The organism is Micromonospora sp. PTRAS2 (assembly GCF_054052245.1).
Window position 1 is genome coordinate 24,060 of record NZ_JBSWBU010000003.1, and the last position, 25,870, is coordinate 49,929.

Annotated in this window: 20 protein-coding genes and 1 tRNA gene; 6 read left to right on the forward strand and 15 right to left on the reverse strand. The window is 74.1% G+C overall.

Annotated features, from left to right (window positions below):
• Positions 1–26: 26 nt before the first annotated feature.
• From ACVMYR_RS10895 to prmC, 4 genes are all read right to left on the reverse strand, one after another.
• On the reverse strand, positions 27–2,147 hold the full coding sequence (locus ACVMYR_RS10895) for a transglycosylase domain-containing protein (RefSeq protein WP_077938532.1): 2,121 nt from the start codon (positions 2,145–2,147) through the stop codon (positions 27–29).
• A gap of 184 nt (positions 2,148–2,331) precedes the next feature.
• Positions 2,332–2,943: an arsenate reductase/protein-tyrosine-phosphatase family protein gene (locus ACVMYR_RS10900; protein WP_077938531.1), complete on the reverse strand. Its 612-nt coding sequence runs from the start codon at positions 2,941–2,943 to the stop codon at positions 2,332–2,334.
• On the reverse strand, positions 2,944–3,594 hold the full coding sequence (locus tag ACVMYR_RS10905) for an L-threonylcarbamoyladenylate synthase (protein ID WP_043966036.1): 651 nt from the start codon (positions 3,592–3,594) through the stop codon (positions 2,944–2,946).
• A 142-nt stretch (positions 3,595–3,736) separates the two neighbouring features.
• Positions 3,737–4,630: a peptide chain release factor N(5)-glutamine methyltransferase gene (gene prmC / locus ACVMYR_RS10910; protein ID WP_457121757.1), complete on the reverse strand. Its 894-nt coding sequence runs from the start codon at positions 4,628–4,630 to the stop codon at positions 3,737–3,739.
• 77 nt (positions 4,631–4,707) lie between these two features.
• Here prmC and ACVMYR_RS10915 point away from each other — a divergent pair, with 77 nt between their 5' ends.
• Positions 4,708–6,258, forward strand: a complete 1,551-nt coding sequence (locus ACVMYR_RS10915; protein WP_043966032.1) for a GGDEF domain-containing protein — start codon at positions 4,708–4,710, stop codon at positions 6,256–6,258.
• 73 nt (positions 6,259–6,331) lie between these two features.
• On the opposite strand, the gene prfA is transcribed toward ACVMYR_RS10915, so the two are convergent.
• From prfA to thrB, 4 genes are all read right to left on the reverse strand, one after another.
• Complete coding sequence (gene prfA, locus ACVMYR_RS10920; protein WP_077938529.1) at positions 6,332–7,420, reverse strand: peptide chain release factor 1; 1,089 nt, start codon at positions 7,418–7,420, stop codon at positions 6,332–6,334.
• Positions 7,421–7,533: 113 nt separating this feature from the next.
• Positions 7,534–7,758 (reverse strand): 50S ribosomal protein L31, encoded by a 225-nt coding sequence (gene rpmE, locus ACVMYR_RS10925; RefSeq protein WP_043966028.1) that lies wholly within the window; start codon positions 7,756–7,758, stop codon positions 7,534–7,536.
• A gap of 362 nt (positions 7,759–8,120) precedes the next feature.
• On the reverse strand, positions 8,121–10,262 hold the full coding sequence (rho, locus tag ACVMYR_RS10930; RefSeq protein WP_457121758.1) for a transcription termination factor Rho: 2,142 nt from the start codon (positions 10,260–10,262) through the stop codon (positions 8,121–8,123).
• A gap of 296 nt (positions 10,263–10,558) precedes the next feature.
• Entirely contained in the window at positions 10,559–11,512 is a 954-nt protein-coding gene (gene thrB, locus ACVMYR_RS10935) for a homoserine kinase (RefSeq protein WP_457121759.1), read from the reverse strand.
• 101 nt (positions 11,513–11,613) lie between these two features.
• On the opposite strand from thrB, the gene ACVMYR_RS10940 reads away from it, so the two are divergent.
• The gene (locus ACVMYR_RS10940) at positions 11,614–12,030 is read left to right on the forward strand and encodes a hypothetical protein (protein ID WP_457121760.1); all 417 of its coding nucleotides are present in this window, start codon (positions 11,614–11,616) and stop codon (positions 12,028–12,030) included.
• Here the strand turns inward: ACVMYR_RS10940 and ACVMYR_RS10945 are convergent.
• The 7 genes from ACVMYR_RS10945 to argS all read right to left on the reverse strand — a co-directional run bounded on the left by ACVMYR_RS10945 (position 11,949) and on the right by argS (position 23,170).
• Positions 11,949–13,190: an MFS transporter gene (locus tag ACVMYR_RS10945; RefSeq protein WP_091276816.1), complete on the reverse strand. Its 1,242-nt coding sequence runs from the start codon at positions 13,188–13,190 to the stop codon at positions 11,949–11,951. The two genes, ACVMYR_RS10940 and ACVMYR_RS10945, sit on opposite strands and share 82 nt — an antisense overlap.
• A gap of 11 nt (positions 13,191–13,201) precedes the next feature.
• The gene (locus tag ACVMYR_RS10950; protein ID WP_396729944.1) at positions 13,202–14,023 is read right to left on the reverse strand and encodes a polysaccharide deacetylase family protein; all 822 of its coding nucleotides are present in this window, start codon (positions 14,021–14,023) and stop codon (positions 13,202–13,204) included.
• 157 nt (positions 14,024–14,180) lie between these two features.
• Entirely contained in the window at positions 14,181–17,426 is a 3,246-nt protein-coding gene (locus tag ACVMYR_RS10955; RefSeq protein ID WP_457121761.1) for an efflux RND transporter permease subunit, read from the reverse strand.
• Between the two features lie 159 nt (positions 17,427–17,585).
• Positions 17,586–18,635 carry a threonine synthase gene (gene thrC, locus ACVMYR_RS10960; RefSeq protein WP_077938522.1) on the reverse strand — a complete coding sequence of 350 codons (1,050 nt, stop codon included), beginning with the start codon at positions 18,633–18,635 and terminating at the stop codon, positions 17,586–17,588.
• A gap of 167 nt (positions 18,636–18,802) precedes the next feature.
• Positions 18,803–20,110, reverse strand: coding sequence for a homoserine dehydrogenase (locus ACVMYR_RS10965; protein WP_043966014.1), 1,308 nt, complete (start codon positions 20,108–20,110; stop codon positions 18,803–18,805).
• Positions 20,111–20,118: 8 nt separating this feature from the next.
• Complete coding sequence (lysA, locus tag ACVMYR_RS10970) at positions 20,119–21,504, reverse strand: diaminopimelate decarboxylase (RefSeq protein WP_043966013.1); 1,386 nt, start codon at positions 21,502–21,504, stop codon at positions 20,119–20,121.
• Position 21,505: 1 nt separating this feature from the next.
• A complete protein-coding gene (gene argS / locus ACVMYR_RS10975; protein WP_077938520.1) occupies positions 21,506–23,170 on the reverse strand; it encodes an arginine--tRNA ligase in 1,665 nt (554 codons plus the stop codon).
• Positions 23,171–23,269: 99 nt separating this feature from the next.
• Here argS and ACVMYR_RS10980 point away from each other — a divergent pair, with 99 nt between their 5' ends.
• From ACVMYR_RS10980 to ACVMYR_RS10995, 4 genes are all read left to right on the forward strand, one after another.
• Positions 23,270–24,085, forward strand: a complete 816-nt coding sequence (locus ACVMYR_RS10980; RefSeq protein WP_457121762.1) for a DUF3105 domain-containing protein — start codon at positions 23,270–23,272, stop codon at positions 24,083–24,085.
• Between the two features lie 28 nt (positions 24,086–24,113).
• Complete coding sequence (locus tag ACVMYR_RS10985) at positions 24,114–24,791, forward strand: DUF305 domain-containing protein (protein ID WP_077938518.1); 678 nt, start codon at positions 24,114–24,116, stop codon at positions 24,789–24,791.
• A 191-nt stretch (positions 24,792–24,982) separates the two neighbouring features.
• Positions 24,983–25,675: a winged helix-turn-helix domain-containing protein gene (locus ACVMYR_RS10990; RefSeq protein ID WP_457122038.1), complete on the forward strand. Its 693-nt coding sequence runs from the start codon at positions 24,983–24,985 to the stop codon at positions 25,673–25,675.
• A gap of 65 nt (positions 25,676–25,740) precedes the next feature.
• A tRNA-Arg gene (locus ACVMYR_RS10995) sits at positions 25,741–25,812 on the forward strand.
• Positions 25,813–25,870 lie beyond the last annotated feature (58 nt).

Sequence of the window (25,870 nt, forward strand, 5' to 3'; positions counted from 1 at the left end):
CTCATCGGTTGCCGGGCGGCGGGCGGTCAGTTGCCGGCGCGGGGGGCCGTGGCGTGCCGGGCCACCGACTCGCTCGGCGGGACGAAGTCGCGCACCGGCTGGCCCTGGAGGGTGTCGTAGAGGGTGCGGCCCACCAGGTCGACCAGTCGGGCCTGGACCTCCCGGCCCACCGCGTCGCGGGGATCGTCCGGGTTCGCGGCGATCGAGGCGACGGCGAGCTGCGGGGTGAACGCGACGACGGTCTCCGTGCCGTTCCCCTCCGAGCTGCCGGTCTTGCCGGCCACCGGTCGACCCAGCCGGCCGCGCAGGTCCTGGGCGGTGCCGCCGGCGCAGCCGCCGTACATCGACTGGTCGCCGACGGGGCACCGGGCCGCGTCGGCCGCGCCCCGGGCCACGTCCGTGTCGACCACCTGGCGGCAGTCCGGGCGGCCGGCGGCGACCTCCCGCCCGGCGGCGTCGAGGATCCGCACCACCGGCGTGGGCGCGCACCACATCCCCTCGGCGGCCACCGCCGCGTACGCCCCGGCGAGGTCGAGCGGGGTGGTGGCGGCGACGCCCAGCGTGAACGGGCCCCAGTCCCGCGCGCCGTAGCGGGCCATCTTCGCGTCGGACTCGGCGCGCAGCCGGATGCCGAGCCGCTCGGCCATCTCCACCACCCGGTCCGCGCCGACCCGCTCGGTCAGCCAGGCGAAGTAGGTGTTCACCGACCGGCCGAACGCGTCCCACATGGTCCGGTAGCCGTCCATCCCGACGGGGTCGGCGTTGACCGGGCACCAGCGGCCCCGGCAGTCGGCGGGGCCGCCCGTCACGGGGAAACGGGTGACGATGCGGGGCGGGGCGTCGAAGAGGGTGTCCAGGGGCAGGCCCGCCTCCAGCGCGGCGAGCACCGCGAAGATCTTGAACGTCGACCCGGCCTGGTACCCGGTGATGGCCCCGCCCCCGGCGACGAGCTGGTTGACGGTGTTCGGCCGGTTGCGCCACCCCTGCGGGTTCTCCTCGACGCTGTAGTTGCGGTTCACCGCGAGGGCGAGCACGCGGCCCGTGCCGGGCTGCACCACGGCGGTCGGCGCGGCACGGGGGTCGTCGACGTCGTAGACGTCGAGCACCTGCTCGGTGGCGGTCCGCTGCACGGCCGGGTCGAGCGAGGTGACGATCCGGAAACCGCCCCGGCGCAGGGTGCGCTGCCGCTCGTCGGCGGTGGCGCCGAACGCCGGCTGCTCGCTCCACCAGCGGGTGAACCAGTCGCAGAAGAAGCCCCAGTCGTTGTGTTCCTGCGGGACCGCCGTGCAGTCGTTCGGCGTGGCGCTGGGCTTCAGCTTGAGCGGCTCGGCCTTCGCCGCCTCGGCCGCCTCGGGGGTGACCTGACCGGTCTCGACCATCCGGTCCAGCACGTACGCCCGGCGGGCCAGCGCCGCGTCGGCGTCGCCGTTGATCGGGTCGTCGGTGTCCGGCGAGCGGACCAGCCCGGCCAGCAGGGCCGACTCGGCCAGGGTGAGCTTCGCCGGCGACTTCGAGAAGTAGCGCTTGCTGGCGGCGCCCACCCCGTACGCGCCGGCACCGAAGTAGGCGATGTTGAGGTAGCCGGCGAGGATCTGGTCCTTGCTCAGCTCGCGCTCGACCGCCAGGGCGTACCGCATTTCCTTGACCTTGCGGGTGAGGGTGACCTCGGTGGCCTTGGCCCGCTGCTCCTCGGTGAGGTTGGGGTCGCCGGCGAGCACGTTGCGCACGTACTGCATGGTCAGGGTCGACGCGCCCTGCCGGGGCGCGCCGTCGCGCCGGTTGGCGGTGAACGCCCGGATGACACCGCGTGGGTCCACGCCCTTGTGCTCGTAGAAGCGGACGTCCTCGGCGGCGACGACGGCCTGGCGCATGGCCGGCGCCACCTGGGCCAGCGGCACGTCGACCCGGTCCTCGGTGTAGAAGGACGTGATCAGGGTGCGGCCGTCGTTGGCGTAGAGGGTGGACCGTTGCGCCGTGGGCGGCGTGAGCAGCGACGCCGGCAGCTCCGACCACGGCTCGGTGATCCCCCGGACGCCGATCCCGAAGACCAGGGCGGCCGGCAGCGCCGCCACGGCGAGCGCCAGCCCGGCGAGCACGCCGGCGAGCACGATGGTCATGAGCTTGTGGAGACGACGGGCCCGGATCATCAGCTCTCCCCGCAGGAGCCGGTCAGGTGCGGACCCGTTCAGAATGACCCGGACGGCGGCGAACCCCGCCGCTTTTCCCCAAAGGGGTACGAATTTCGCGAGAAAGACACGCGACGCGCCGTCGCCGGCGGCTGGCCGACGACGGCCGCGCCGCCTCAGGGCCGCAGGCTCCCCCGCAGCCGCCTCAGGGCAGCAGCGCGGCGGCCAGCGGGTGGACGGTCTCCTCGATCTCGTCGGCGACGCGGCTGAAGCACTGGTCGCCACGGCCCCACGGGTCGTCGAGGTCGTCGGTGTGCAGCGGGGTCGCGCCCTCCCGGGCGGCGTGCACGGCGGCGACCAGGGCCACGCCCCGGGCGTACACGGCGTCGCCGGTGGCGTCGGCCGGGGGCAGCCCGGCGGCGTCCACGGCCGCCAGCAGCCGGCCGAACTCACCGAGCACGAACGTGCGGGACGCGGCGTCGGGGCGCAGCGCCACCACGTACTCCTGCTGGTCGGCGGTGGCGGTGAGCACCAGGTCGGCCGCGTCGATGAGGTCGGAACGCAGCTTGCGGGCGGCGAAGCCGGCCACGTCGCCGCCCCGGGCGGTCACCTGACGGGCGGCGGGCGGGTTCATCTCCTCCCCCGCGTGCCAGCCGCCGGTGCCGGCGCTGTGGCTGTGCAGCAGCGCGTCGGCGTCGGCCGGGTCGCCGCCGCGCCGCGTCAGCCGCTCGCGGACGGCCAGCGCCAGCAGCCGCTCCGCCATCGGCGAGCGGCAGATGTTTCCCATGCAGACGTGCAGGACGGTGAACGGCGGCACTCAGCCCACCCGGCTCTCGACGAGGTCCGGCACGACGTCGCGCAACTGCTCCACCGGGATCGCCCCGGCCCGCACCAGCGTCGGCGCCTCGCCGGTGAGGTCGACGATGGTGCTCGGCACCGGATCGGGGCACTCCCCCGCCTCCAGGTAGGCGCGCACCGTGTAGCCGAGCTGCTCCCGGGCCGCCTCGGCGGTCACCGCCGCCGGCTGGCCCACCTTGTTGGCCGACGCCACCGCCATCGGGCCGGTCTCGCGCAGCACCTCCAGGGCGACCGGGTGCAGCGGCATCCGCACCGCGACCACGCCGCTGCCGGTCTCGTCGCCGAGGTCCCACGACAGGCTCGGCGAGTGCTCCACGATGATCGTGAGCGCGCCCGGCCAGAACGCCTCGACCAGGTCGCGGGCCGACCGGGGCAGCGTGAAGACCAGGCCGTCGAGGGTGTGCCGGGACCCGATCAGCACCGGGGGCGCCTGCCGGGTGCCACCCTTGGCGTCCGAGAGCGCCTTCACCGCGTACGGGGTGAACGCGTCCGCGCCGATCCCGTAGACCGTGTCCGTCGGCAGGACGACCAACTCGCCGTTCTTGACGGCCTCGATGGCAGCGGCGATGCCGCGGTCCCGGTCGGCGAGCGACCGACAGTCGTAGAGCATCACGAGAAGTCAGTCTGCCACGCCCCGGCCCGGTCGGCGTCCTCGGCGTGAGCGGGTCCCACAGGTCCGGATGCGGCCGCCTCCGGCGGGGCGCGGCGGGCGGGCGGTCACCGGCGGCGGAGGGTCACCGACGGGCGGCTGGTCAGCAGCGGCGGGCGGTGGCGAACCGGGGCCGCCCGGCCAGGTCCCGGTGCTCCTCGACCGCCTCGTACCGGCCGTCGGCGACCAGCAGGGCGGGCACCGCCGCGCCGTGCGTGTCGTCGTGCTCGACGCCGAGCACCCCGCCGGGGCGGAGCAGCCGCGCGGCCCGGGCGAGCACCGGGCGGATCACGTCCAGCCCGTCCGCCCCGCCGAAGACCGCCTCGTCCGGGTCGTGTGCCGCCACCTCCGGGGGCACCTCGACGGCCCTGGGCACGTACGGCGGGTTGCACAGCAGCACGTCCACCCGCCCTTCCAGGTCGCTCAGCAGGCCCGGGTCGGTGACGTCGGCGGCGACCACCTCCACCGGCCGGTCCCCGGCGGCGGCCCGGTCGGCGGCGTTGCGCCGCAGCCACGCCAGCGCCGCCGGGGACCGCTCCACGGCCACCACCCGGGCGGCGGGCGCCTCCTGGGCCACGGCGAGGGCGATCGCCCCCGAGCCGCTGCACAGGTCGACGACCAGGGGACCACCGGCACGGGCCTGGTCGACGCCCCAGCCGGCGAGCAGTTCCGTCTCCGGGCGGGGCACGAAGACACCCGGGCCGACCGCCAGCTCCAGGTGCCGGAAGGCGGCCGAGCCGGTGAGGTGCTGCAACGGCTCCCGGTCGGCCCGCCGGGCGACCAGGGCGTCGTACCGGTCGAGCTGGTCGGGGGTGAGGCCGTCGGCCAGCGCCAGCCGCCCCCGGGGCACACCCAGCACGTGGACGGCGAGCAGCTCGGCCTCGACGCGCGGGGCATCGATCCCCGCCGCGGCGAGGACGCGGGCGGCGCGGGCCACCGCCACCGTGGGCCTGAGGCGTTCTGACCCTTCGGACGGGTGTTGCGGAAGGGAGGTCACGACATAATCATGAAGCGTCGCGGGCCCGCGCCACGAGTTGGTGCCTCCGTGTGCACACACCGACAGGGAGGTCGCGCGTGGGGTGGCTCAACCGGGTCAACGACCAGGTTGACGTCCTGACACGGGCGCGCGCCCTGCAGGAGGTGAGTCGCTCCGCCGAGTCGTGTCTCCTGCTCGACGGCGTGATCCGCAGCACGGACGACCCGTACGCCCGGGCCGACGCCCTCGTGCAGCGCCTCTCCGCATTGATCAATCTCGGGCGCACCGCCGAATACACGCGGGCCATCGAGGAGGCGTCCGCCGCCGTACGGGACCTCGCCGAGCCCTACCTGCACGGGCACCTCAACGCGCTGGCCGCGCTCGCCGCCCACCACCAGGGGGCGCTCGACCGGTGCGTCACCCACCTGGTGAAGGCGGCCCGGGCGCTGGGCGCGGTCGAGGACCCGGACCGGGACACGGCCTGGGGCTGGCACGACCTGGCGATGGCCTACTCCTACCTCAGCTTCCACGGGTACGCGCTCGGCGCGATCGAGCGCGCCCGCCAGCTCGGGCTGGCCGCCGGCATCCCCGAGGAGACGTTCGCCGCGCCCGGCATCCGGCTGCGCAACGCGGTCGCCCTCGACCACAACGGCGACAGCGACGGCTGCCTGCGGGTGCTGCGGGACGTCGCCGCCGACCTGGGCCGGTTCCTGCGCGGCGGGCGCGCCGAGGAGCTGCGCCCGAGCAGCCTGGCCGCGTACGGCTACGCCGCCGCCCGCCGGGCCGCCCTCGGCGACCGGGTGGAGGCCGCCCCCGACGCCGACCCGAACCGGCTGCTCGGTCACGGCGCGGACAGCGCCCGTGCCCGGGACATGCGCCAGCTCGGCCAGGTCTGCCTGGCCATCGCGGCGGGCAACCCGATCGAGGCGATCACCCGGCTCGACACCGCCCGCGTCTCCAACGAGACCCTCGGCGCGGCGGAGCCGGCCCGGCTGCGCAGCATCGCGTACGCCCGGGCGGGCGACCACGCGGCGGCCCACCGGGCCGACCGGCACGCGTTCCGCCTCGCCGCCCAGCGCAACGACCGGCTGCGGGACGTCTACATCGACGGCATCGCCGCCCGGATCGACCACGAGGAGATGCGGCGGGAGGCGGCCCGGTTCGAGGGCGAGGCGCTCACCGACCCGCTGACCGGCCTGCCCAACCGCCGCCGGCTGGAGCGCTACATCGCGGCCGTCGTGGCCGGCGGGGAGCGGGTGGTGATCGGGGTGTGCGACCTCGACGGCTTCAAGGCGGTCAACACCCGCCACGGCCACCACTCGGGCGACCTGGTCCTCCAGCGCATCGCCGGGGTGATCAACCGGGTCATGCGCCGGGGCGACTTCGTGGCCCGCTACGGCGGCGACGAGTTCGTGGTGGTGCTGTCCGGCGCGGGCATGGCCGAGGCGGCCGACGTGGCCCGCCGGATCGAGGCGGCGGTGCGCACGGAGGACTGGGAGGCGCTGGTGCCCGGCACCCCGGTCGGGGTGACCATCGGCTTCGCCGAGGTCGAGGCCAACGGCCCGGGGCTGCGCGGCGCGATCGGCGCGGCGTTCGAGACCGCCGACCGGGAGATGCTCGCCGCGAAGAACCGCCTCCGCGCCGGCTGAGCCCCTGTCCGGGCCGCCCCGCGCCGACGGCACGGCCCGGGGCCGCGAGCGGCGGCAGCCCCGCCGGCCCGCCTCAGCGGCGGGTCAGCTCCGGGTCGCCGGCCAGCCGCGCCGCGCGGTCCGCGTCGGCCAGGGCGTCGAGCACGCCGTCCAGCTCGCCGGCGAGGGCCAGGTCGAGGTTGTACGCCGTGTAGCCGATCCGGTGGTCGGTGATCCGGTTCTGCGGGAAGTTGTACGTGCGGATGCGCTCCGAGCGGTCCACGGTGCGCACCTGGGCCTTGCGGGCGTCCGAGGCGGCGGCGTCGGCCTGCTCCTGGGCGGCGGCCAGCAGCCGCGCCCGCAGGATGCGCATCGCCTGCTCCCGGTTCTGCAGCTGCGACTTCTCGTTCTGGCAGGAGACGACGATCCCGGTCGGCACGTGGGTGATCCGCACCGCCGAGTCGGTGGTGTTCACCGACTGGCCGCCCGGGCCCGACGAGCGGAACACGTCGATCCGCAGGTCGTTGGGGTCGATGGTGACGTCGACGTCCTCGGCCTCGGGCAGCACCAGCACGCCGGCGGCGCTGGTGTGGATGCGCCCCTGCGACTCGGTGACGGGTACGCGCTGCACCCGGTGCACCCCGCCCTCCCACTTGAGCCGCGACCACACCCCGTTGCCGCCCTCCGGGACGCCCTTGGTCTTGATCGCCAGCGAGACGTCCTTGACACCGCCCAGGTCGGAGTCCTGCGCGTCGATGACCTCGGTGAGCCAGCCGCGGCGCTCGGCGTACCGGGTGTACATCCGCAGCAGGTCCCCGGCGAACAGGGCGGACTCCTCGCCGCCCTCGCCGGCCTTGATCTCGACGATCACGTCCTTGGCGTCGTGCGGGTCGCGCGGGATCAGCAGCTCGGCGAGGCGCTCCTCCAGGGCGGGCAGCCCGGCGGCGATCGACTCCGCCTCGCCGGCGAAGGACGGGTCCTCGGCGGCCAGCTCCCGGGCCGCGGCCAGGTCGGCGCGGGCCTGCTCCAGCTCGTCGGCCGCCTTGTGCAGGGGCGACAGCTCGGCGTAGCGGCGGCCGACCCGGCGGGCGACGCTCTGGTCCGCGTGGATCGCCGGGTCCGCGAGGCGCTTCTCCAGCTGGGCGTACTCGTCGAGGAGGGCCGCCAGCCGCTCGCTGCTCATGCTCGGGTGCTCCTTCGACGACGACTACCGGCCGGCGACATCCGGACGGAAGGGGGCAATACGGACAGCGCCCGCGCCCGGCGGGAAGCCGGACGCGGGCGCCGATCGTGGAGCTACTTGGCCTTCTTGGCCTGAACCTTGGCGTACTTCTGCTGGAACTTGGCGACCCGGCCGGCCGTGTCGAGAACGCGCTGCTTACCGGTGTAGAACGGGTGGCAGGCGCTGCAGGTCTCGACGTGGATGGAACCGCCCTTGGCGGTGCTGCGGGTCGTGAAGGTGCTGCCGCAGGAGCAGGTGACCTCGGTGGTCGTGTACTCCGGGTGGATGTTGGGCTTCATGTCGCCTTCGGTCCTCTCGCTTGGTGGTCGCCGGGTCGCCCGTGCGGCCCCGACGCGTGCGTGTCGGGATCGGGCGTGAACCGGAACCGGTGGCCGATTGACCAGTGTGCCATGGGCGTGAGCCGGCCCTTCGGGCGGGCCGCACAGCAGGTCCGGCTTCGTCAACGTGCCGGTCCCCTCCCGCATTCCCCGGGTGCAAGGAAGGGCACCTTGTTAACGCATCCGGTAGAGAAGGGTCCCCTTCTCACCACCCGGTCAGGGGCGCGGGGGGCGCGGAGGGGCGCGGGGCGCGCGGGGCGCACACCGCGCGGAAGGGCACGGCCGTGAGCGGCCGTGCCCTTCCGCGCGTACTGCCTACCGGATCACTCGCCCGGTGTGGACTTCGCGATCTGCATCAGGAACTCGATGTTGGTGCGGGACTGCTTGAGCCGGTCCAGCAGGAGGTCGAGCGCCGCCTGCGAGTCCAGCGAGTGCAGCACCTTGCGGAGCTTGTGGATGATGGCCAGCTCCTCCGGCGCGAGCAGGATCTCCTCCTTGCGCGTGCCGGACGCGCTGACGTCCACGGCCGGGAAGGTGCGCTTGTCGGCGATCTTCCGGTCGAGCTTCAGCTCGGCGTTGCCGGTGCCCTTGAACTCCTCGAAGATGACCGTGTCCGCCATGGAACCGGTCTCCACCAGCGCGGTGGCGAGGATGGTCAGTGAGCCGCCGTTCTCGATGTTGCGGGCCGCACCCAGGAAGCGCTTCGGCGGGTAGAGCGCGGTGGAGTCGATACCACCCGACATGATCCGGCCGGAGGCCGGCGCCGCCAGGTTGTACGACCGACCGAGCCGGGTCACCGAGTCGAGCAGCACGACCACGTCGTGCCCCAGCTCGACCAGCCGCTTCGCCCGCTCGATCGCCAGCTCCGCCACCGTCGTGTGGTCCTGCGGCGGGCGGTCGAACGTGGCCGCGATGACCTCGCCCTTCACCGACCGCTGCATGTCGGTGACCTCTTCGGGCCGCTCGTCCACCAGCACCACCATCAGGTGGCACTCCGGGTTGTTGTGCGTGATGGCGTTCGCGATCGCCTGGAGCACCATCGTCTTGCCCGCCTTCGGCGGCGAGACGATCAGCGCCCGCTGGCCCTTGCCGAGCGGCATGACCAGGTCGATCACCCGCGTCGTCAGGATGTGCGGCTCGGTCTCCAGCCGCAGCCGCTCCTGCGGGTAGAGCGGGGTGAGCTTGTAGAACTCCGGCCGCCGCCGCGCCTCGTCCGGCTCCATCCCGTTGATCGTGTCGAGCCGCACCAGCGGGTTGTACTTGTCCCGCCGCTGCTCGCCGTCCCGGGCCGCCCGCACCGCGCCGGTGATCGCGTCACCCCGGCGCAGGCCGTACTTCTTGATCTGGGACATCGAGACGTAGACGTCGTTCGGGCCGGCCAGGTAGCCGGTGGTCCGGACGAAGGCGTAGTTGTCGAGCACGTCGATGATGCCGGCGACCGGGACGAGCACGTCGTCCTCGCTCACCTGCGGTTCGCGACCGCCGCCGCCACCACCGCCAGCGGCGGCGCCGTCGCCCTCACCGCGCTCGCCACGGCCCCGGCGGCGGTCACGGAAGCGGCTGCGCCGGCCCCGCCGGCCGCCGCCCTCGTCGTCGTCGTCGCCGTTGTCCCGCTCGGCGCGCTGACCCCGGTCGTTGCGGTCGTTGCGGTCGCCACGGTCGGCCCGCTCGTTGCGGTCGCCCCGCTCGCGCTCGGCCCGCTCGCCCCGGTCGTTGCGGTCGCGCTCGCCCCGCTCGGAACGGTCGGCCCGCTCGCCCCGCTCGTTGCGGTCACCGCCGCGGTCGACCCGCTCGGAACGGTCGGTGCGCTCGGCCCGCTCGCCGCGCTCGGCCCGGTCGGTGCGCTCGGCCCGGTCGGTGCGCTCGGCCCGGTCGGTGCGCTCGGCACGGTCGCCGCGCTCGGCCCGCTCGGAACGGTCGGCCTGCTCCCGGCCGCCCCGCTCCCGGCGGCCCTCGACCCGCTCGGCGGGCTCGGCGGCACCGGTGGCGGGAGTGGCGGCGGCCGGCGGCTCCTCGGCCCGGGTCTCCGCCGGCCGGGTCTCGGCCTCGGCGGGCCGGGACTCGGCCGCTGCGACGGCCCTGCTGCGCCGGGTCCGGGTCCGGCTCTCTGCCGGGGCGGCGGCCGGCTCGGCCGGGGCCCGGTTCTGGTCGGCGCCCGACGGGGCCTGGGTGACCTCGGCGCGCACCTCCTCGCGGGCGGGAGCTGCGGCGGCCGTGGCCTCGGCCCGTGGACGAGGGGTCCCGGCGGCGGCGCCGCCCTGCCGCTCGGAGATCGCGCTGATCAGCTCGCCCTTGCGCATGCGAGCCGTGCCGGAGATGCCGAGCGACGCGGCCAGGCTCTGGAGCTCCGGCAGCAGCATCGCCGACAGCCCGGTGCCGCTACGCCGACGACGGGTGGGGGCAGCGGCGGTGGCATCGCCAGCGACGTTGGAAACATCCGACGTCACGTCGGTGGTGTCGCTCAATGGATTCCTTCCCTCGATAGGCCGGGACTGCCCGGAGTCGACAAGCAGGTGGCCGGGCGGCCTCGGTGCACCCGCCTCGCATGACGCGTCGCGGGAGACTGTGACACAGCAGCCGGTCGGTTTCCCCGACTCACCAACCTCGGTGAGCAGGTCTCGCCGTCTGCGGCGACCTGCGGAAACTGCGGTGCGGCGTGGGCCTTAGGCAGGGGTGACGGGCTGACCGCCGACAGCTTCGGGGGTGCGCCGACCCGCAGGAGGATCGCATGCTTCGCGGCTGTGCTAAGTCTAGAGCGTAATCAACTCTTCCGACCTGCGGCAACAGGGTCCCGCTCGGCGTGTTCAAGTGTACCCCGTGCGACACGCGCTCCGCGGCTGTCTATACCCAACGACCACACCTGCCAACCGGCCCCGGGCGCGAAATGTTCCGAGGGCTCGGTCAGCGCCAGCACGGTGGGCCCGGCCCCACTGATCACGGCGGCCACACCGGCCGCACGCAGCGCTTCCACCAGGGCCGACGAGTCGGGCATGCCGGCGGCGCGGTAGTCCTGGTGCAGCCGGTCGACCGTGGCGGGCAGCAGCAGCGAGGGCTCGGCGGTCAGGGCGTGCACCAGCAGCGCCGCCCGGCCGGCGTTGAGCGCGGCGTCGCCGTGCGGGACCGCCGCCGGCAACGCGGCGCGGGCCACGGCGGTCAGCCCGCGCTCGGCGGGCACGAAGACAATCGGCCGCACCGCCTCGGCCACGGCCAGCGAGACCGCCCGGGCGCCGGTCGGCTCCGTCCAGGCGATCGTGAAGCCGCCGAGCAGGCAGGGCGCGACGTTGTCGGGGTGCCCCTCGATCTCGGCCGCCAGCCGCAGCGCGCCCGCGTCGTCCAACCGGGTCGCGCCGTCGACGACCAGGGCCCGGGCCAGCTGCACGCCGGCCACGATGGCGGCCGACGAGGAGCCCAGCCCGCGGGCCTGCGGGATCCGGTTGACGCACTCCACCGCGAGGCCCGGCGGCTGCCCGCCCAGCGCGTCGAAGGTGGCCCGCATGGCCTGGACGACCAGGTGCGTCTCGTCGCCGGGCAGCTCGCCCGCGCCCTGCCCGGACACCGTGACCCGGACACCGTCGGGCACCACCTCGGCGGCCACGTCGTCGTGCAGGCCGAGCGCCAGCCCCAGCGCGTCGAACCCCGGGCCGAGGTTGGCGCTGGTGGCGGGGACCCGGACCTTCACCGGCCCGGCCACGAATGTCGTCGGCACGACGCTCATGCTAGGCCGCCGGAGCGGCCCTGCGGCGTCCCGCCCGGCCCGTGGGACGTGACCCCCTTCGCTAGCCTGACGGCCGACGGGTCCACAGGGAGGGGAACGGCGTGGAATTCCTGGGGTACGCGGCCGTGCAGACGGCCACGCAACTGCCCACCGTGCTGGTGCTGGTGACCGGCCTCGTCCTGGCCGCCGTGAGCCGCCACCGCTTCCGCGGCCCCTCCCGGGCCCTGCTGCTGGTCGGCGTCGGGATCCTGCTGGTCACCGCGCTGCTCAACATCGCCTGGCTGGTCGCCCTGCCCCGGCTCTACTCCTCGGCGTGGTCGTCGCTGCCCGCCGGCACGGTGGCCCGCTACAGCGCGGCGGTCGGCCTGCTCTTCTCCCTGCTGCACCCCGCCGGGCTGGGCCTGGTGATCGCCGGGGCGCTGACCGGGCGCGCCCCTCACGCCCCCGCCGGGGTGGGCTCGGCGACCGGGTCGGTCAGCGACAGCCGCCGGGTGGCGACCCGCCAGCCCAGCGCGTAGACCAGGGTGACCAGGCCGCAGCCGGCCAGCACCACCCGCTCGTCGACCAGGTCCACCACCCCGGCCACCACCAGCTGGCTCACCGAGATCGCGAGGGTGGCCAGCATCATGTCGGTGGCGAAGACGCGCCCGCGCAGCCGGTCCGGCACCTCGCCCTGCAGGGCGTAGTTCGACATCACCCAGTTGCTGCCGCCCGCGAAGTGCGCCACGAACACCAGCGCCAGCACCAGCGGGAACCAGTTCGCCACCGACGTGCCGAGGTAGGCCAGGCCGTACAGCGACATCGACAGCGCGAGGCCGGGCAGCAGCCAGGCGCGGTTGGTCAGCACCCGTCGCATCAGGATCGGTCCGACCAGTGCGCCCGCGCCGCGCACCGCGAAGAGCAGGCCGACGCCGATCGGGCCCACCCCGTACACGCCGGCGAGCAGCGGGAAGACGGTCAGCACCCCGTTGCCCAGGCCGACCGCCGACTTCACCGTGACCAGGCCGAGCACCCGGGGCCGGTGCCCGATGTAGCCGAGGGCCTCCCGGATGGCCGCCCAGGTGCGCTGCGCCGGCACGGCCGCGTCGCGCGGGGCCTGCAGGGGGCGGCGGATCAGCCCGGCCAGGCCCGCCGCCAGCGTCAGGCCGCCGGCGGCGACCCAGAAGCAGGCGTACGGCCCGGCGGCGGCGCTGAGCACGCCGCCCAGCGACGCGCCGACGACGGTCATGGTGCCCCAGGCCGAGCCGGCGATCGCGTTGCCGGCGGCCAGGTCTTCTGGGTCGAGGACGTTGGGCAGGGCGGCCTGGGCGGCCGGCGAGTAGAACGCCTTCGCCACCGCCACCACGGCGATCGCCACCATCGCCAGCCAGGCCGTGCCCGCGCCCCGGACGCCGAGCAGCAGCAGGACGCCGAGCAGCGCGGCGACGTTGGCCGCCATCATGATCTTCTTGCGGTCGAACCGGTCCGCGATCGTCCCCGTGTACGGCAGCAGCAGCGCCACCACGCCGGTGTCGAGGGCCAGCACGAGGGCCCCCCAGACCCCGCTGCCGGTCAGCTTCGGCAGCAGGACGAGCAGCGGCACCATGACGAACCAGTCCGCGCCGAAGACCACCAGCTCGGCGAGGAAGAGGTTGCGGAAGCTGCGGTTGCGGACCAGGACCGAGAGGGTGGGAGACACGTACGGGAAGCCTACCCGCCGGGCTGCGGTGCGCCCGCCTGCCGCAGCAGCTCGGAGACGGTGACAAAGGTGAACCCCCGGCCCCGCAGCCCGGTGATCATGTCGGGCAGGCCGCGCAGGGCGACCAGCCGGCGGGCGTCCCCGACGTCGTGGGCGAGCAGGATCGTGCCCGGTCGCACCCCGGCCACGATCCGCCGGGCGTGCCCGGCCGGGTCGTCCGGGAAGCGCGCCTCGGCCATCTGGAACGACCACAGCACGAGCCGGTAGTCGAGCCGGGCGGCGGCGTGCAGCACCGCCCCGCCGAGGTGCCCGTACGGGGGGCGCAGCAGCCGGGGGGCGACCCCGACGCCCTCGGCGATCGCGTCGTGCGCCCGGCTCAGGTCGTCGTGGACCTCGGCGGCGTCGTGCCGGGCCAGGTCGTGGTGCGCCCAGCTGTGGTTGCCCACCTCGTGCCGGCCGAGCCGGCCGCGCAACAGGTCCGCGTGCTGCCGGACGCGCTGCCCGACCAGGAAGAACGTGGCCGGCACGGCATACCGCTCCAGGGTGTCGAGCACCATCGGGGTCCACTGTGGGCGGGGGCCGTCGTCGAAGGTGAGCGCCACCAGCCGCTGGCCGGTGCGGGCCCCCCAGACGACCGACACCTCGCCGTCGCCGACCTGCTGCAGGTCGCCGCCGACGGTGGCGCTGGCCGGGCCGCCGGCCAGGGGCAGCCGCCGGTCGGCGATCCAGGTGGTCTGCACCGTGGCGCCGGCCCCGACGAGCGCGCCCCCGGCGAGCAGCCCGGCACGGCGCAGCACCGTCCGTCGCCCCCACCGGCCAGCGCCGTCCGCCATGGCCCGCTCCCGCGCAACAGCAGGTCACCCGGCGCGACCCGATACCGTCAGTATGCGACCTCTGACTCACCGTACCCGGTCGGATGCGCGACGCGGCCGGACACGCGAACGCCCCCGCCGGAGTGGAACCCGGCGGGGGCGTGGGCGGTCGCGTCGGCTACTCGGCCGGCGGCGGCAACGGCGACTGCCGGCTCTTCGGCAGGCGCAGCACCTCGAACTGGTCGGTGCCGTCCACCAGGGCCGCCGACGGCGCGGGCCGGGCGGGAGCGGCCGGCGCGGCGGCGGGCACGGGCTCGTCGGCCGGCGCCGGGCCGGCGCCCGTGGACTCCGCCGGCGGTACGCCCCGGCGACGCTGCCGGCGGGCCCGCAGCGACTCCTTGGTGTTCTCCACCATCGTGTACAGGGTCGGGACCAGGATCAGGGTGAGCAGGGTGGAGCTGAGCAGGCCACCGATCACCACGATCGCCAGCGGCTTGGAGATGAAGCCGCCCTCCCCGGTCAGGCCGAACGCCATCGGCAGCAGCGCGAAGATCGTCGCGACGGCGGTCATCAGGATCGGGCGCAACCGACGCCGGCCGCCCTCGACCACCGCCTCGCCGACGCCCATGCCCTGCGCCCGGTACTGGTTGATCAGATCCAGCAGCACGATGGCGTTGGTAACCACGATGCCGACCAGCATGAGCACGCCGATCAGCGCCGGCACGCCCAGCGGGGTGCCGGTGACCAGCAGCAGGCCGATCGCGCCGGTCGCCGCGAACGGCACGGAGATCAGCAGGATCAGCGCCTGGGTCAGGCTGCGGAACGTCGCCACCATGATCAGGAACACGATCGCGATGGCCGCGAGCACGGCCAGCCCCAGGTCGGCGAACGCGTCCGCCTGGTCGGCGCTGACGCCGCCGATGCTGATGGTCGCGCCGGGGACGTCGATGTCGTCCAGCTTCCGCTGGAGCTCCTCGGTGGTCGCGCCGAGGTTGGCGCCGGTCGCCGTGCCGGTGACCGTGACGCTGCGCTCCCCGTCGATGCGGGTCACCTGCTGCGGCCCCTCGGCCTGGGTGATGTCGGCGATGTCGTCCAGCTTGACCGGGCCGACCCGCAGTGCCCGCAGCTCCTCCACCGTCAGCGGCGGCTGCGCGCCGGAGCGCAGCACCACGTCCTGCTGGCCGCCGTCGAAGGTGACCTGCCCCAGCGGGGTGCCCCGGTAGACCTGGGCGACGAGCTGCCCGACGGCGGCCTCGGTGAGCCCCGCCTTCGCCGCGGCCAGCCGGTCCACGGTCACGTCCACCCGCGGCACCCGCTCGGCCAGGCTGGTCGAGACGTCCTCGACGTCGGCCGTGCCGGCCATGGCGGCCCGCGCCTGCTCGGCCGCCCGGGCCAGCACCTCGGTGTCGGCCGCCTGCACGACGACCTCGAGCTGGTTGGTCGACCCGCCGGCCTCGGCGCCGCCGAAGCTCAGCTCGCCGACGGAGGCGCCGAGGGAGTCGAACTCGCGGCGCAGCGCCCGCTTCACCTCGGCCACGTCGGTCTCGCCGTCGAGCGTCACGGAGAAGGTGGCGGCGTTGTTGCCGCCGCCGCCCGCCCACGGCTGGTCGCTGCCCCCGGCGCTGACCTGGTACGTCTCGACGCCCTCGGCCCGGTCGAGCACCGACTCGACCTGGCGGGCCGCCTGGTCCGTGGCGGCCAGCCCACTGCCCGCCGGGAGCTGCTGGGTGATGGTCAGGGTGTCCTGGCCGGAGTCGTCCAGGAAGTTGGTCTTGAGCGCGCCGGACAGGACGAAGGTGCCGAGCAGCACCACCAGCCCCAGCCCGACGGTGATCCAGCGGGTCCCCCGGCTGCGGGTGGCGAACCCGATCACCGGCAGGTAGCCCCGCTGGAGCGGGCTGCGCAGCTCCTTCTCCTCGGCGGCCCGGCGGGCGGCCTCGTCGGCGACCCGCCCGGGCTTGAGGAACCAGTAGGCCAGCACCGGGATCACCGTGAGCGAGACCAGCAGCGAGGCGAGCAGGGCCACCGTCACGGTGATCGCGAACGGCGCGAAGAGCTGCCCGACGAAGCCGCCGACCAGCGCGATCGGGGCGAACACGGCCACCGTGGTCAGCGTCGACGCGGTCACCGCGCCGGCCACCTCGCGGACCGCCGTGAGGATCGCCTGCCGCTTCGGCTCGCCGTATTCCAGGTGGCGTTTGATGTTCTCCAGCACGACGATCGAGTCGTCGACCACCCGGCCGACCGCGATGGTCAACGCGCCGAGGGTGAGCAGGTTGAGCGAGTAGTCGCCGGCCCAGAGCGCGATGAGCGCCACCAGCACCGACAGCGGGATCGACACGGCGGTGACCACGGTGGAGCGCACCGACAGCAGGAAGACCAGGATCACCACGACCGCCATGACCAGGCCCAGCAGGCCCTCGGTGGTGAGGCTCTCGATGGACTTCTCCACGAACGGGGCCTGGTCGAACACGACGGTCAGGTCCGCGCCGGAGGCCGAGCGCAGGTCGGCGAGGCGGTCGCGGATCTCGTGGGAGATCTCGACGGCGTTGCCGTCCGGTGCGGCCGTGACGGCGATGCCGAGGCTGTCCCGGCCGTTGGTGCGGGTGAACGAGGTGGCCGGGGCGAGCTGCTGCTCCACGGCCGCCACGTCGCCGAGCTTCACCGGGGCCGCCTTCGGCGCGGTCGAGGTGAGCACGATGCCCTTGAGGTCGTCGACGGAGCGGATCGGCGTACCCACCTGGACGGTGAGGGCCCGCGACCCGTCGCTGACCGCGCCGGCCGGAATGGCGACGCCGTTGGTCTTCAGGGCCGTGCCGATCGCGGTCGGCGCGAGCTTCGCGGCGGCCAGCTTCGCCGGGTCCGGGGTGACGGTGACGACCTGCTCCCGGGTGCCGGTCACGGCGACGGTGCGAACCCCGTCGATCCCCTCCAGCTCCGGCACCACGGTGTCGCGCAGCCGGTCGGCCAGCGCCCGCTCGTCGCCGCCGCCCGACGCGGCGATCACCACGGCCGGGAGGTCGTCGGTGGTGCCGGTGAGGACCTGCGGGTCGACGCCCTCGGGGAGCTGGCTGTCGATCCGGTTCAGCGCGGTCTCCATCTTGTTGACCACGTTGTCCAGGTCGGTGCCGAACGTGAACTCGACCTGGACGGTGGCCGAGCCCTCGCGGGAGGTGGAGGTGACCTTCTCCAGCCCGGGGATGCCCTGGATGCTGTTCTCGATCGGCTCGGTGACCTGCGACTCGACGATCTCGGGCGCGGCGCCGGGGTAGACCGCCACGACGAACGCGCCCGGGAACTCCAGCGACGGCAGGAGTTGCTGCTTCAACGACGGGACGGCGAACAGACCGAACAGCGTCGTGACCACCGCGATGAGGGCGACCAGCCCTCGGTTGGCGAGGCTGAATCTGGCGAGCAGCGACATCGGCGTGGCTCACTCCTGGGAAGAGAAGGGCGGGACAGCTCGGTAACGAAGAGTGTGCCCGACGCAATCATCCCGGCCGGGCCAGGGGTCGCGCCGCCCCGCCCCGACGGCGTGTCGCGCCCGTCGCCGCACCTGGGCGGGCCGCCGCCCGGCGCGGGCTCAGGCCAGGTCGAGGGAGCGGGCGGCGGCGAGGGCGTCGTTGCCGATGGTGATCGGTGCGGGAGCCGTGGAGATGGCCCACTCCGGGTCCTTCAGGCCGTGCCCGGTGACCGTGCAGACGACCGTCGAACCGGCCGGCACCTTGCCGGCGGCGGCCTGCTGGAGCAGCCCGGCGACGCTGGCCGCGCTGCCCAGCTCGACGAACGCGCCGACCTCGCGGGCCAGCAGCCGGTAGGCGGCCAGGATCTCCCGGTCGCTGACGGCGGCGATCAGGCCGCCGGAGGCGTCCCGGGCGTCGACGGCCTTCGTCCAGCTCGCCGGGTTGCCGATCCGGATCGCGGTGGCGATGGTCGACGGCTCATGCACCACCTGACCGGTGACGATCGGGGCGGCCCCGGCGGCCTGGAAGCCGTACATCTTCGGGGCCTTCGTGGCGTTGCCGGCGCGCAGGTCCTCCGAGTAGCCCATCCAGTAGGCGGAGATGTTGCCGGCGTTGCCGACCGGCAGGCAGTGGATGTCGGGCGCGTCGCCGAGCGCCTCGACGATCTCGAACGCGGCCGTCTTCTGCCCCTGCAGGCGGTCGGGGTTGACCGAGTTGACCAGCGCGACCGGGTAGTCCTGGGCGAGCTTGGCGGCCAGCGCCAGGCAGTCGTCGAAGTTGCCGGTGACCTGGAGCAGCCGCGCGCCGTGCACCAGCGCCTGGGCCAGCTTGCCCAGCGCGATCTTGCCCTGCGGCACCAGCACCGCGCAGGTGATCCCGGCGCGGGCCGCGTACGCGGCGGCGGAGGCGCTCGTGTTGCCGGTCGAGGCGCAGATGATCGCCTTGTCGCCGTGCTCGACGGCCTTGGAGACCGCGACCGTCATGCCCCGGTCCTTGAACGAGCCGGTCGGGTTGGCCCCCTCGACCTTGAGGTAGACGTCACAGCCGAGCCGGGCGGAGAGCACCGGCGCGGGCAGCAGCGGGGTGTTCCCCTCGTGCAGGGTGACGACCGGGGTGGCGTCGGTGACGGGCAGCCGGTCCCGGTACGTCTCGATCAGACCCCGCCACATGTCGCTCTCCTCACCTCTACCGCCCCGCCGACAGGCCGGGCACACCCAGCGTGGACCAGCCTCGCCGACCGGCGCACGCCGCACCTGAGCGTAACCACCAGGCGAGACGCGGACGCGCGCGCCGTGGCGGGTGCGCCGCCCGAGCGGGGGCCGGCGGACCAGCCGCGTCAGGCCCCGCCCTCGACCCGCAGCACGCTCGCCACCGACCGCACGATGTCCAGCCCGCGCAGTTCCTCCACGGTGGCGGCGAGCGCGGCGTCCGGCGCGACGTGGGTGACGATGACCAGCTCGGCGTCGCCGGAGCCGGCCGGGCCGTCCGCCGAGCCCTGCCGGACCGTGGCGATGGACACGTCGTGCCGGGCGAACACCCCGGCCACCGCCGCGAGCACACCCGGACGGTCGGCCACGTCGAGGCTGATGTGGTAGCGCGTCAGGGCCTCCCCCATCGGCCGCACCGCGAGATCCGCATACGCCGACTCGCTGGGCGCGCGCACCCCGGCGAGGCGGTTGCGGGCCACCGCCACCACGTCGCCGAGCACGGCGCTGGCGGTCGGCGCGCCACCCGCGCCCCGGCCGTAGAACATGAGCTGCCCGGCCGCCTCGGCCTCGACGAAGACCGCGTTGAACGCGTCGCCGACGCTGGCCAGCGGGTGGGTCAGGGGGATCATCGCCGGGTGCACCCGCACGCTGACCGTCTCCCGGCCGGCGGCGTCGCGGCCCCGGGCGGCGATGCAGAGCAGCTTGATCGTGCAGCCCATCGCCTTGGCGCTGGCCACGTCGGCGGCGGTGACCTCGGTGATCCCCTCGCGGTGCACGTCGGCGGCGGTGACCCGGGTGTGGAACGCCAGCGAGGCGAGGATCGCCGCCTTGGCCGCCGCGTCGAAGCCCTCCACGTCGGCCGTCGGGTCGGCCTCGGCGTAGCCCAGCTCGGTGGCCTCCTCCAGGGCCTCGGCGAAGCCGGCCCCGGTGGCGTCCATCGCGGAGAGGATGAAGTTGGTGGTGCCGTTGACGATGCCGGTGACCCGGTTGACCCGGTCGCCGTGCAGCGAGTCGCGCAGCGGGCGCAGCAGCGGGATGGCCCCGGCGACCGACGCCTCGTAGTAGAGGTCGGCACCGCCCTCGGCCGCCGCGTCGTGCAGGGCCGGGCCGTCCTCGGCGAGCAGCGCCTTGTTGGCGGTGACCACGCTCTTGCCCGCCCGCAGCGCCTCGACGAGCCAGCCCCGGGCCGGCTCGATGCCGCCGACGACCTCGATCACCACGTCGACGTCGTCCCGCTTGATCAGGCCGAGCGGGTCGGTCGTGAACAGCGCCTCGTCGACCGGCAGGTCGCCCCGGTCCCGGCCGAGCCGGCGCACGGCGATGCCGGCGATCTCCAGGGGGGCGCCGATGCGGGCCGCGAGGTCGGCCGACTGCTCGTGCAGCAGCCGCACCACCTCGCTGCCGACCGTTCCGCAGCCGAGCAGCGCCAAGCGCACAGGTGAGGTCATCCGACATCCAATGCGAGCAGGTCCTCTTCCGTCTCCCGCCGGACGATCAGTCGCGCCCGGCCGGCGCGCACCGCCACCACCGCGGGGCGGGGCACGTGGTTGTAGTTGCTGGCCATGCTCCGGCAGTAGGCACCCGTCCCGGGCACCGCGACAAGATCTCCGGCCTGCACGTCAGCGGGCAGGAATTCATCCTTCACCACGATGTCCCCGGACTCACAGTGCTTTCCCACCACGCGGGCGAGCAGCGGCTCGGCGGTCGAGGCCCGGGAGGCCAGCGTCGCCGAGTACGACGCGTCGTAGAGGGCGGTGCGGATGTTGTCGCTCATCCCCCCGTCCACGCTCACGTAGGTGCGGATGCCGTCGACGTTCTTGACCGTGCCGACCTCGTAGAGCGTGAACACCGCCGGGCCGACGATGGCCCGGCCGGGCTCGATGGACAGGCGCGGCACGGCCAGCCGCTCGGCGGCGCACTCCCCGTCGACGATCTTGCGCAGCCGCTTGGCCAGTTCCTGCGGGGTCGCCGGGTCGTCCTGGGTCGTGTACGCGATGCCGAAGCCGCCGCCCAGGTCCAGCTCGGGCAGCTCGACGCCCCGGGCGTCGCGGATCTGCGCCTGCAGGGCGAGCACCCGACGGGCGGAGACCTCGAACCCGCTGGCGTCGAAGATCTGCGAGCCGATGTGCGAGTGCAGGCCGCGCAGGTCCAGCACGCCCTCGTCGATGACCTTGAACGCGGCGGCGGCAGCCGCCCCGCCGGCCAGCGAGAAGCCGAACTTCTGGTCCTCGTGCGCGGTGGCGATGAACTCGTGGGTGTGCGCCTCCACGCCGACGGTGACCCGGATCAGCACGCCGGGGCGGACCCCGCGCTCGCGGGCCAGCGCGGTGAGCCGGTCGATCTCGGTGAACGAGTCGAGGACGATCCGCCCCACCCCCGCGTCCAGCGCCCGGGTCAGCTCCGCCACCGACTTGTTGTTGCCGTGGAAGCCGATCCGCTCCGCCGGCATCCCGGCCGACAGCGCGGTGGCCAGCTCGCCGCCGGTGCACACGTCGAGGAAGAGCCCCTCCTCGGCGATCATCCGCACCACGGCCCGGCACAGGAACGCCTTGCCCGCGTAGTAGACGTCGGCGTCGGGGAAGGCCGCCCGGAAGTCGCGGCAGCGCGAGCGCAGGTCGTCCTCGTCGAGCACGTACACCGGGGTGCCGAACTCGGCCGCGATCTCGCGCACGCCGAGCCCGCCGACGGCGAGCGCGCCGTCGGCGGCCCGGGTCACCGTGCGCGGCCAGAGCGGCGGCACCAGGGCGTTGACGTCGACCGGGGTACGCAGCCACGCCGGCCCCCGGCTGCCGATGTCGCCGTGCAGCGCACCGGCCTCGTGAGCCCGCATGTCACATCCTCTCGGGGGCGGACACGCCCAGCAGGCGCAGCCCGTTGGCGATCACCGTGCGGGTGGCGTCATTGAGCCAGAGCCGGGCCCGGTGCAGGTCGGTGACCTCCTCCTCGCCGCGCGGCAGGATCCGGCAGTTGTCGTAGAACCGGTGGTACGCCCCGGCCAGCTCCTCCAGGTAGCGGGCCACCCGGTGCGGCTCCCGCAGCTCGGCGGCGGTGGCCACCACGGCGGGAAACTCGGCGAGCGCCTTGAGCAGGTCGTTCTCCTTGTCGTGGGAGAGCAGCTCGGGGCGGAACGCCTCGCCGTCGCCCCGGGTCAGCCCCACCTCGGCCGCGTTGCGGCCCACGCTGGCGGTGCGCGCCGCCACGTACTGCACGTAGTAGACCGGGTTGTCGCGGGTCGCCCGGGTCCACAGCTCCACGTCGATGTCGATCGGCGAGTCGCTGGAGTAGCGGGCCAGCACGTACCGGGAGGCGTCGACGCCGATCGCGTCGACCAGGTCCTCCAGGGTGACCACGGTGCCGGCCCGCTTGCTCATCCGCACCGGCTGCCCGTCGCGGACCAGGTTGACGAGCTGGCCGATCAGGATCTCCAGGTTGACGGCGGGGTCGTCGCCGAAGCAGGCGGACATGGCCTTCATCCGGCCGATGTAGCCGTGGTGGTCGGCGCCCAGCATGATCACCACGCGGTCGAAGCCGCGCTCGCGCTTGTCGAGGTAGTACGCGCAGTCGGCGGCGAAGTACGTCCACTCGCCGTTGGACTTGCGCAGCACCCGGTCCTTGTCGTCGCCGAAGTCGGTGGTGCGCAGCCAGGTGGCCCCGTCGGCCTCGTAGAGGTGGCCCTGCTCGCGCAGCCGGGCCAGGGCGTGGTCCAGCTCGCCCCGGTCGTGCAGGTCCTTCTCGTTGAAGTAGGTGTCGAACTCCACCCCGAAGTCGCGCAGCGAGGACTTGATCTCCTCGAACATCAACGCGACGCCCTCGGCCCGGAACACCTCCTCCGCGGCGGCGTCGCCCAGCTCCAGCACGTCGGGCCGGCGGCTGCGGACCTCGGTGGCGATCTCCGCGATGTACGCGCCGCCGTAGCCGTCCTCCGGGGCGGGCTCGCCCTTCGCGGCGGCCAGCAGGGACCGGGCGAACCGGTCGATCTGGGAGCCGGCGTCGTTGAAGTAGTATTCCGTGCCCACGTCGGCGCCGGTCGCGCGCAGCAGCCGGCTCAACGCGTCGCCGACGGCGGCCCAGCGGACCCCGCCGATGTGCACCGGGCCGGTCGGGTTGGCCGAGACGAACTCCAGGTTGATCTTCTGGCCGGCGAGGGCCGTGCCGGTGCCGTACGCCGGGCCGGCCTCGACGATCGATCGGGCGAGCTGGCCGGCGGCGGCGGCGTCGAGCCGGATGTTGAGGAAGCCCGGCCCCGCGATCTCCACCGACTTGACCCCGGGGGCCCGGCCGAGCTGCTCGGCCAGCGCCGTGGCCAGCTCGCGCGGCGGCACGCCCACCTTCTTGCTCAGCTGGAGGGCGAGCGTCGAGGCGTAGTCGCCGTGCTCCGGGTTGCGCGGTCGCTCGACGGCGGTGCGCCCCGGGAGCGCGGAGCTGTCCAGGCCCCGGTCGGCGAAGACTGCGTGGGCTGCGGAGAGGACGACCTCGGCCAGTTCTGCGGGAGTCACCGAACCATGTTATCGGGGGTAGACTCGGTCACTCGGCGGCCACCCTGCGCGTGAACACCGTCCGCCACCCACTCTGACCGACCGACCTGACGAGGCACGATGAGCATCAGCACCCCGGGCGGCCCGGAGCGCCGTCCGACCGTGGTCACCACCGGCAAGAAGCCGGGGGCGGGCCGGCCGGCGGCCGGCGCCAAGGCCGGGGCCGGCAAGTCGACGGGCGACGCCCCACGCCCCTCGGCGGGCGGCAAGGGCAAGGGCCCCCGCAAGCCGATCGCACCGGTGAAGGTGAGCCAGGGCCGTTCGTGGGGCCCGATCGCGCTGTTCACCGCGGTCGGCGTGCTCGCCGTCGCCATCATCGGCTTCGGCGCCTGGGCGACGTTCCAGGGCTCCAAGCCGTGGGAGGACCGGGCCGCCGACATCAGCGGCATCGTCAACTTCCGCAAGACGGACCCGGATCTGGTCAAGGGCAGCAACCACCAGCAGGGCTCGATCAAGTACGCGCAGTCCCCGCCGGTGGCCGGCCCGCACAACGCGACCTGGCAGAACTGCATGGGCAACGTCTACGACGCCCCGATCGCCAACGAGCACGCGGTGCACAGCCTGGAGCACGGCGCGGTGTGGATCACCTACCGCCCGGACCTGCCGGCCGACCAGGTGGCCAAGCTCAAGAGCAAGGTCGAGGGCCAGGAAAAGCTGATGCTCAGCCCGTTCGAGGGGCAGGACAAGCCGATCTCCCTCCAGGCGTGGGGCTACCAGCTCAAGGTCGACAACGCCGACGACAGCCGGATCGACGAGTTCATCAAGACGCTGCGGGTGAACGCGTCGATCGAGGGTCCCACCGCCAACTGCGGCGAGCCGGGCATCACCGCCACCGGCACCACGCCGCGTGACGGCACCCCGATGCCCACCCAGTGACCCGACACCGCCAGGGACGAGGACCCCGATGACCGCACCCACGACGACGGAACCCGACACGGCCGAGGCCCCGGCGGCCGATGGCGACGGCGGGCCGACGACCGCGCGCCGGTTCGGCACGCTCGCGGTGGTCGCCGCCGTCGTGGTCGGCCTCCTCCTCGGGTACGCGGGCGGCCTGCTCACGCCGAAACTCACCCGGCCGGGCGACGCCTCGGCGGAGGCGGGCTTCGCCCGGGACATGACCACCCACCACGCCCAGGCGGTGGAGATGGGGCTGATCGCGTTCCAGCAGGGCACCGACGCCGAGGTGGTCAGCATCGGCGGCGACATCGCCACCGGCCAGCAGGGCGAGATCGGCACCATGCAGACGTGGCTGCGCTCCTGGGGGCTCGACCCGACCGGGTCGCAGCCGCGGATGGCGTGGATGCCCGACGGCACGGCGTCGATGAAGAACGGCCTGATGCCGGGGATGGCCACCCCGGAGCAGATGGCGAAGCTGCGGGACACCCCCCGGGGCCGGGAGAAGGACGTCCTCTTCCTGGAGCTGATGATCCAGCACCACCTGGGCGGGGTCCACATGATCGACGGGATCCTGGACGCCAGCGACGACCCCGAGGTCGTGCGGGTGGCCCAGACGATGAAGAACACGCAGCAGACCGACCTGACCAACCTCACGGCCGCGCGCGACCGGCTCGCGAAGGGCTGACCCGCCGGGCCCCGGCACCGGAAGGCCCGCGCCCCGCCGAACCCGGCGACGGCGCGGGCCTTTCCCGTGTCCGCTCACGTTCCGCCAGCCAGCCATGTCCGTTTAGAAGCCATCCGACCCTTTGGCCAGCTTGAGAGAGTTTTCTACCCACATATCGTGACCAGTTGCGATTCGGGCTCGTTGCGCAGGACGTGGGGGTTGCACTCAGAGACGCACGGCGTTCGGTCACCAGCTGGTGCCGACGCCACACCATCGGCGGTGACGGGACGGTGGCAGCCGTCCGTCGCGGACAGCGGCAGGGCGAGCCGGGAGCCCTCAGCCGCGAACAGGAACTGGAGCTGATCGACGTCCTGCGCGGCGTCCACCCCGACGAGTTCGGCCTGGACGAGGAGCTGTGGACGCGGCAGAGCCTCACCACGCTCGTCCAGCGCCGCTTCGACCCCAGGGCCGACGGGGGCGCCGTCGGGGCGTACCTGCGGGCCTGGGGGTTGGGTCCGCGCGAGCCGCGCGAGCGCGCCTGCGGGCTCTGCGTCGGCGCGGTCGAGCGCTGGGTACGCCTGGAGTACCCGGCGATCACCCGGGCCGCCCAGGAGCACCTCGCCGAGGTCTACTGGCTGGGCCGGGTGCGGCTGCGCGGCACGATGCCGGCGGCCGACGTGGTCTCCGCCGTGTCGTCCCGGGGCCGGGTCCGCTTCATGATCACCACCCCGTCGGTCGACCCGCCGCTGCCCCGCGACTTCGTGCTGCGGCTCAGCGGGGCCGAGGAGAACCCGGTGCACGTCATCGTCGACGGCTCCTGGCCGAAGAACGAGTGGCCGCGCCGGCTGCCCCGGCGGATCGCGCTGCACCCGTTGCCGAGCTGCGGACGGGCGATCGCGGCCTGACCCGCCGGGCCGGATACCGATTCGGCGTTCGGTGGGGACGTTTGCTAGTCTTCTCCCGTCGCTGAGCCCCCGTAGCTCAGGGGATAGAGCACCGCCCTCCGGAGGCGGGGGCGCAGGTTCGAATCCTGCCGGGGGCACCTCGGATGAGCAACACGAAGGCCGCTGACCAGGATCGATCAGGTCAGCGGCCTTCGT

What these genes read in the sequence shown, in the direction of transcription:
- ACVMYR_RS10985 (WP_077938518.1), top strand. Translation starts at nt 24,114, where the DNA reads ATGACCGCACCCACGACGACGGAACCCGACACGGCCGAGGCCCCGGCG.
- ACVMYR_RS10955 (WP_457121761.1), bottom strand. Translation starts at nt 17,426, where the DNA reads ATGTCGCTGCTCGCCAGATTCAGCCTCGCCAACCGAGGGCTGGTCGCC.
- rpmE (WP_043966028.1), bottom strand. Translation starts at nt 7,758, where the DNA reads ATGAAGCCCAACATCCACCCGGAGTACACGACCACCGAGGTCACCTGC.
- ACVMYR_RS10950 (WP_396729944.1), bottom strand. Translation starts at nt 14,023, where the DNA reads ATGGCGGACGGCGCTGGCCGGTGGGGGCGACGGACGGTGCTGCGCCGT.
- ACVMYR_RS10905 (WP_043966036.1), bottom strand. Translation starts at nt 3,594, where the DNA reads ATGCTCTACGACTGTCGGTCGCTCGCCGACCGGGACCGCGGCATCGCC.
- prfA (WP_077938529.1), bottom strand. Translation starts at nt 7,420, where the DNA reads ATGAGCAGCGAGCGGCTGGCGGCCCTCCTCGACGAGTACGCCCAGCTG.
- lysA (WP_043966013.1), bottom strand. Translation starts at nt 21,504, where the DNA reads ATGCGGGCTCACGAGGCCGGTGCGCTGCACGGCGACATCGGCAGCCGG.
- thrC (WP_077938522.1), bottom strand. Translation starts at nt 18,635, where the DNA reads ATGTGGCGGGGTCTGATCGAGACGTACCGGGACCGGCTGCCCGTCACC.
- ACVMYR_RS10895 (WP_077938532.1), bottom strand. Translation starts at nt 2,147, where the DNA reads ATGATCCGGGCCCGTCGTCTCCACAAGCTCATGACCATCGTGCTCGCC.
- thrB (WP_457121759.1), bottom strand. Translation starts at nt 11,512, where the DNA reads ATGAGCGTCGTGCCGACGACATTCGTGGCCGGGCCGGTGAAGGTCCGG.
- ACVMYR_RS10980 (WP_457121762.1), top strand. Translation starts at nt 23,270, where the DNA reads ATGAGCATCAGCACCCCGGGCGGCCCGGAGCGCCGTCCGACCGTGGTC.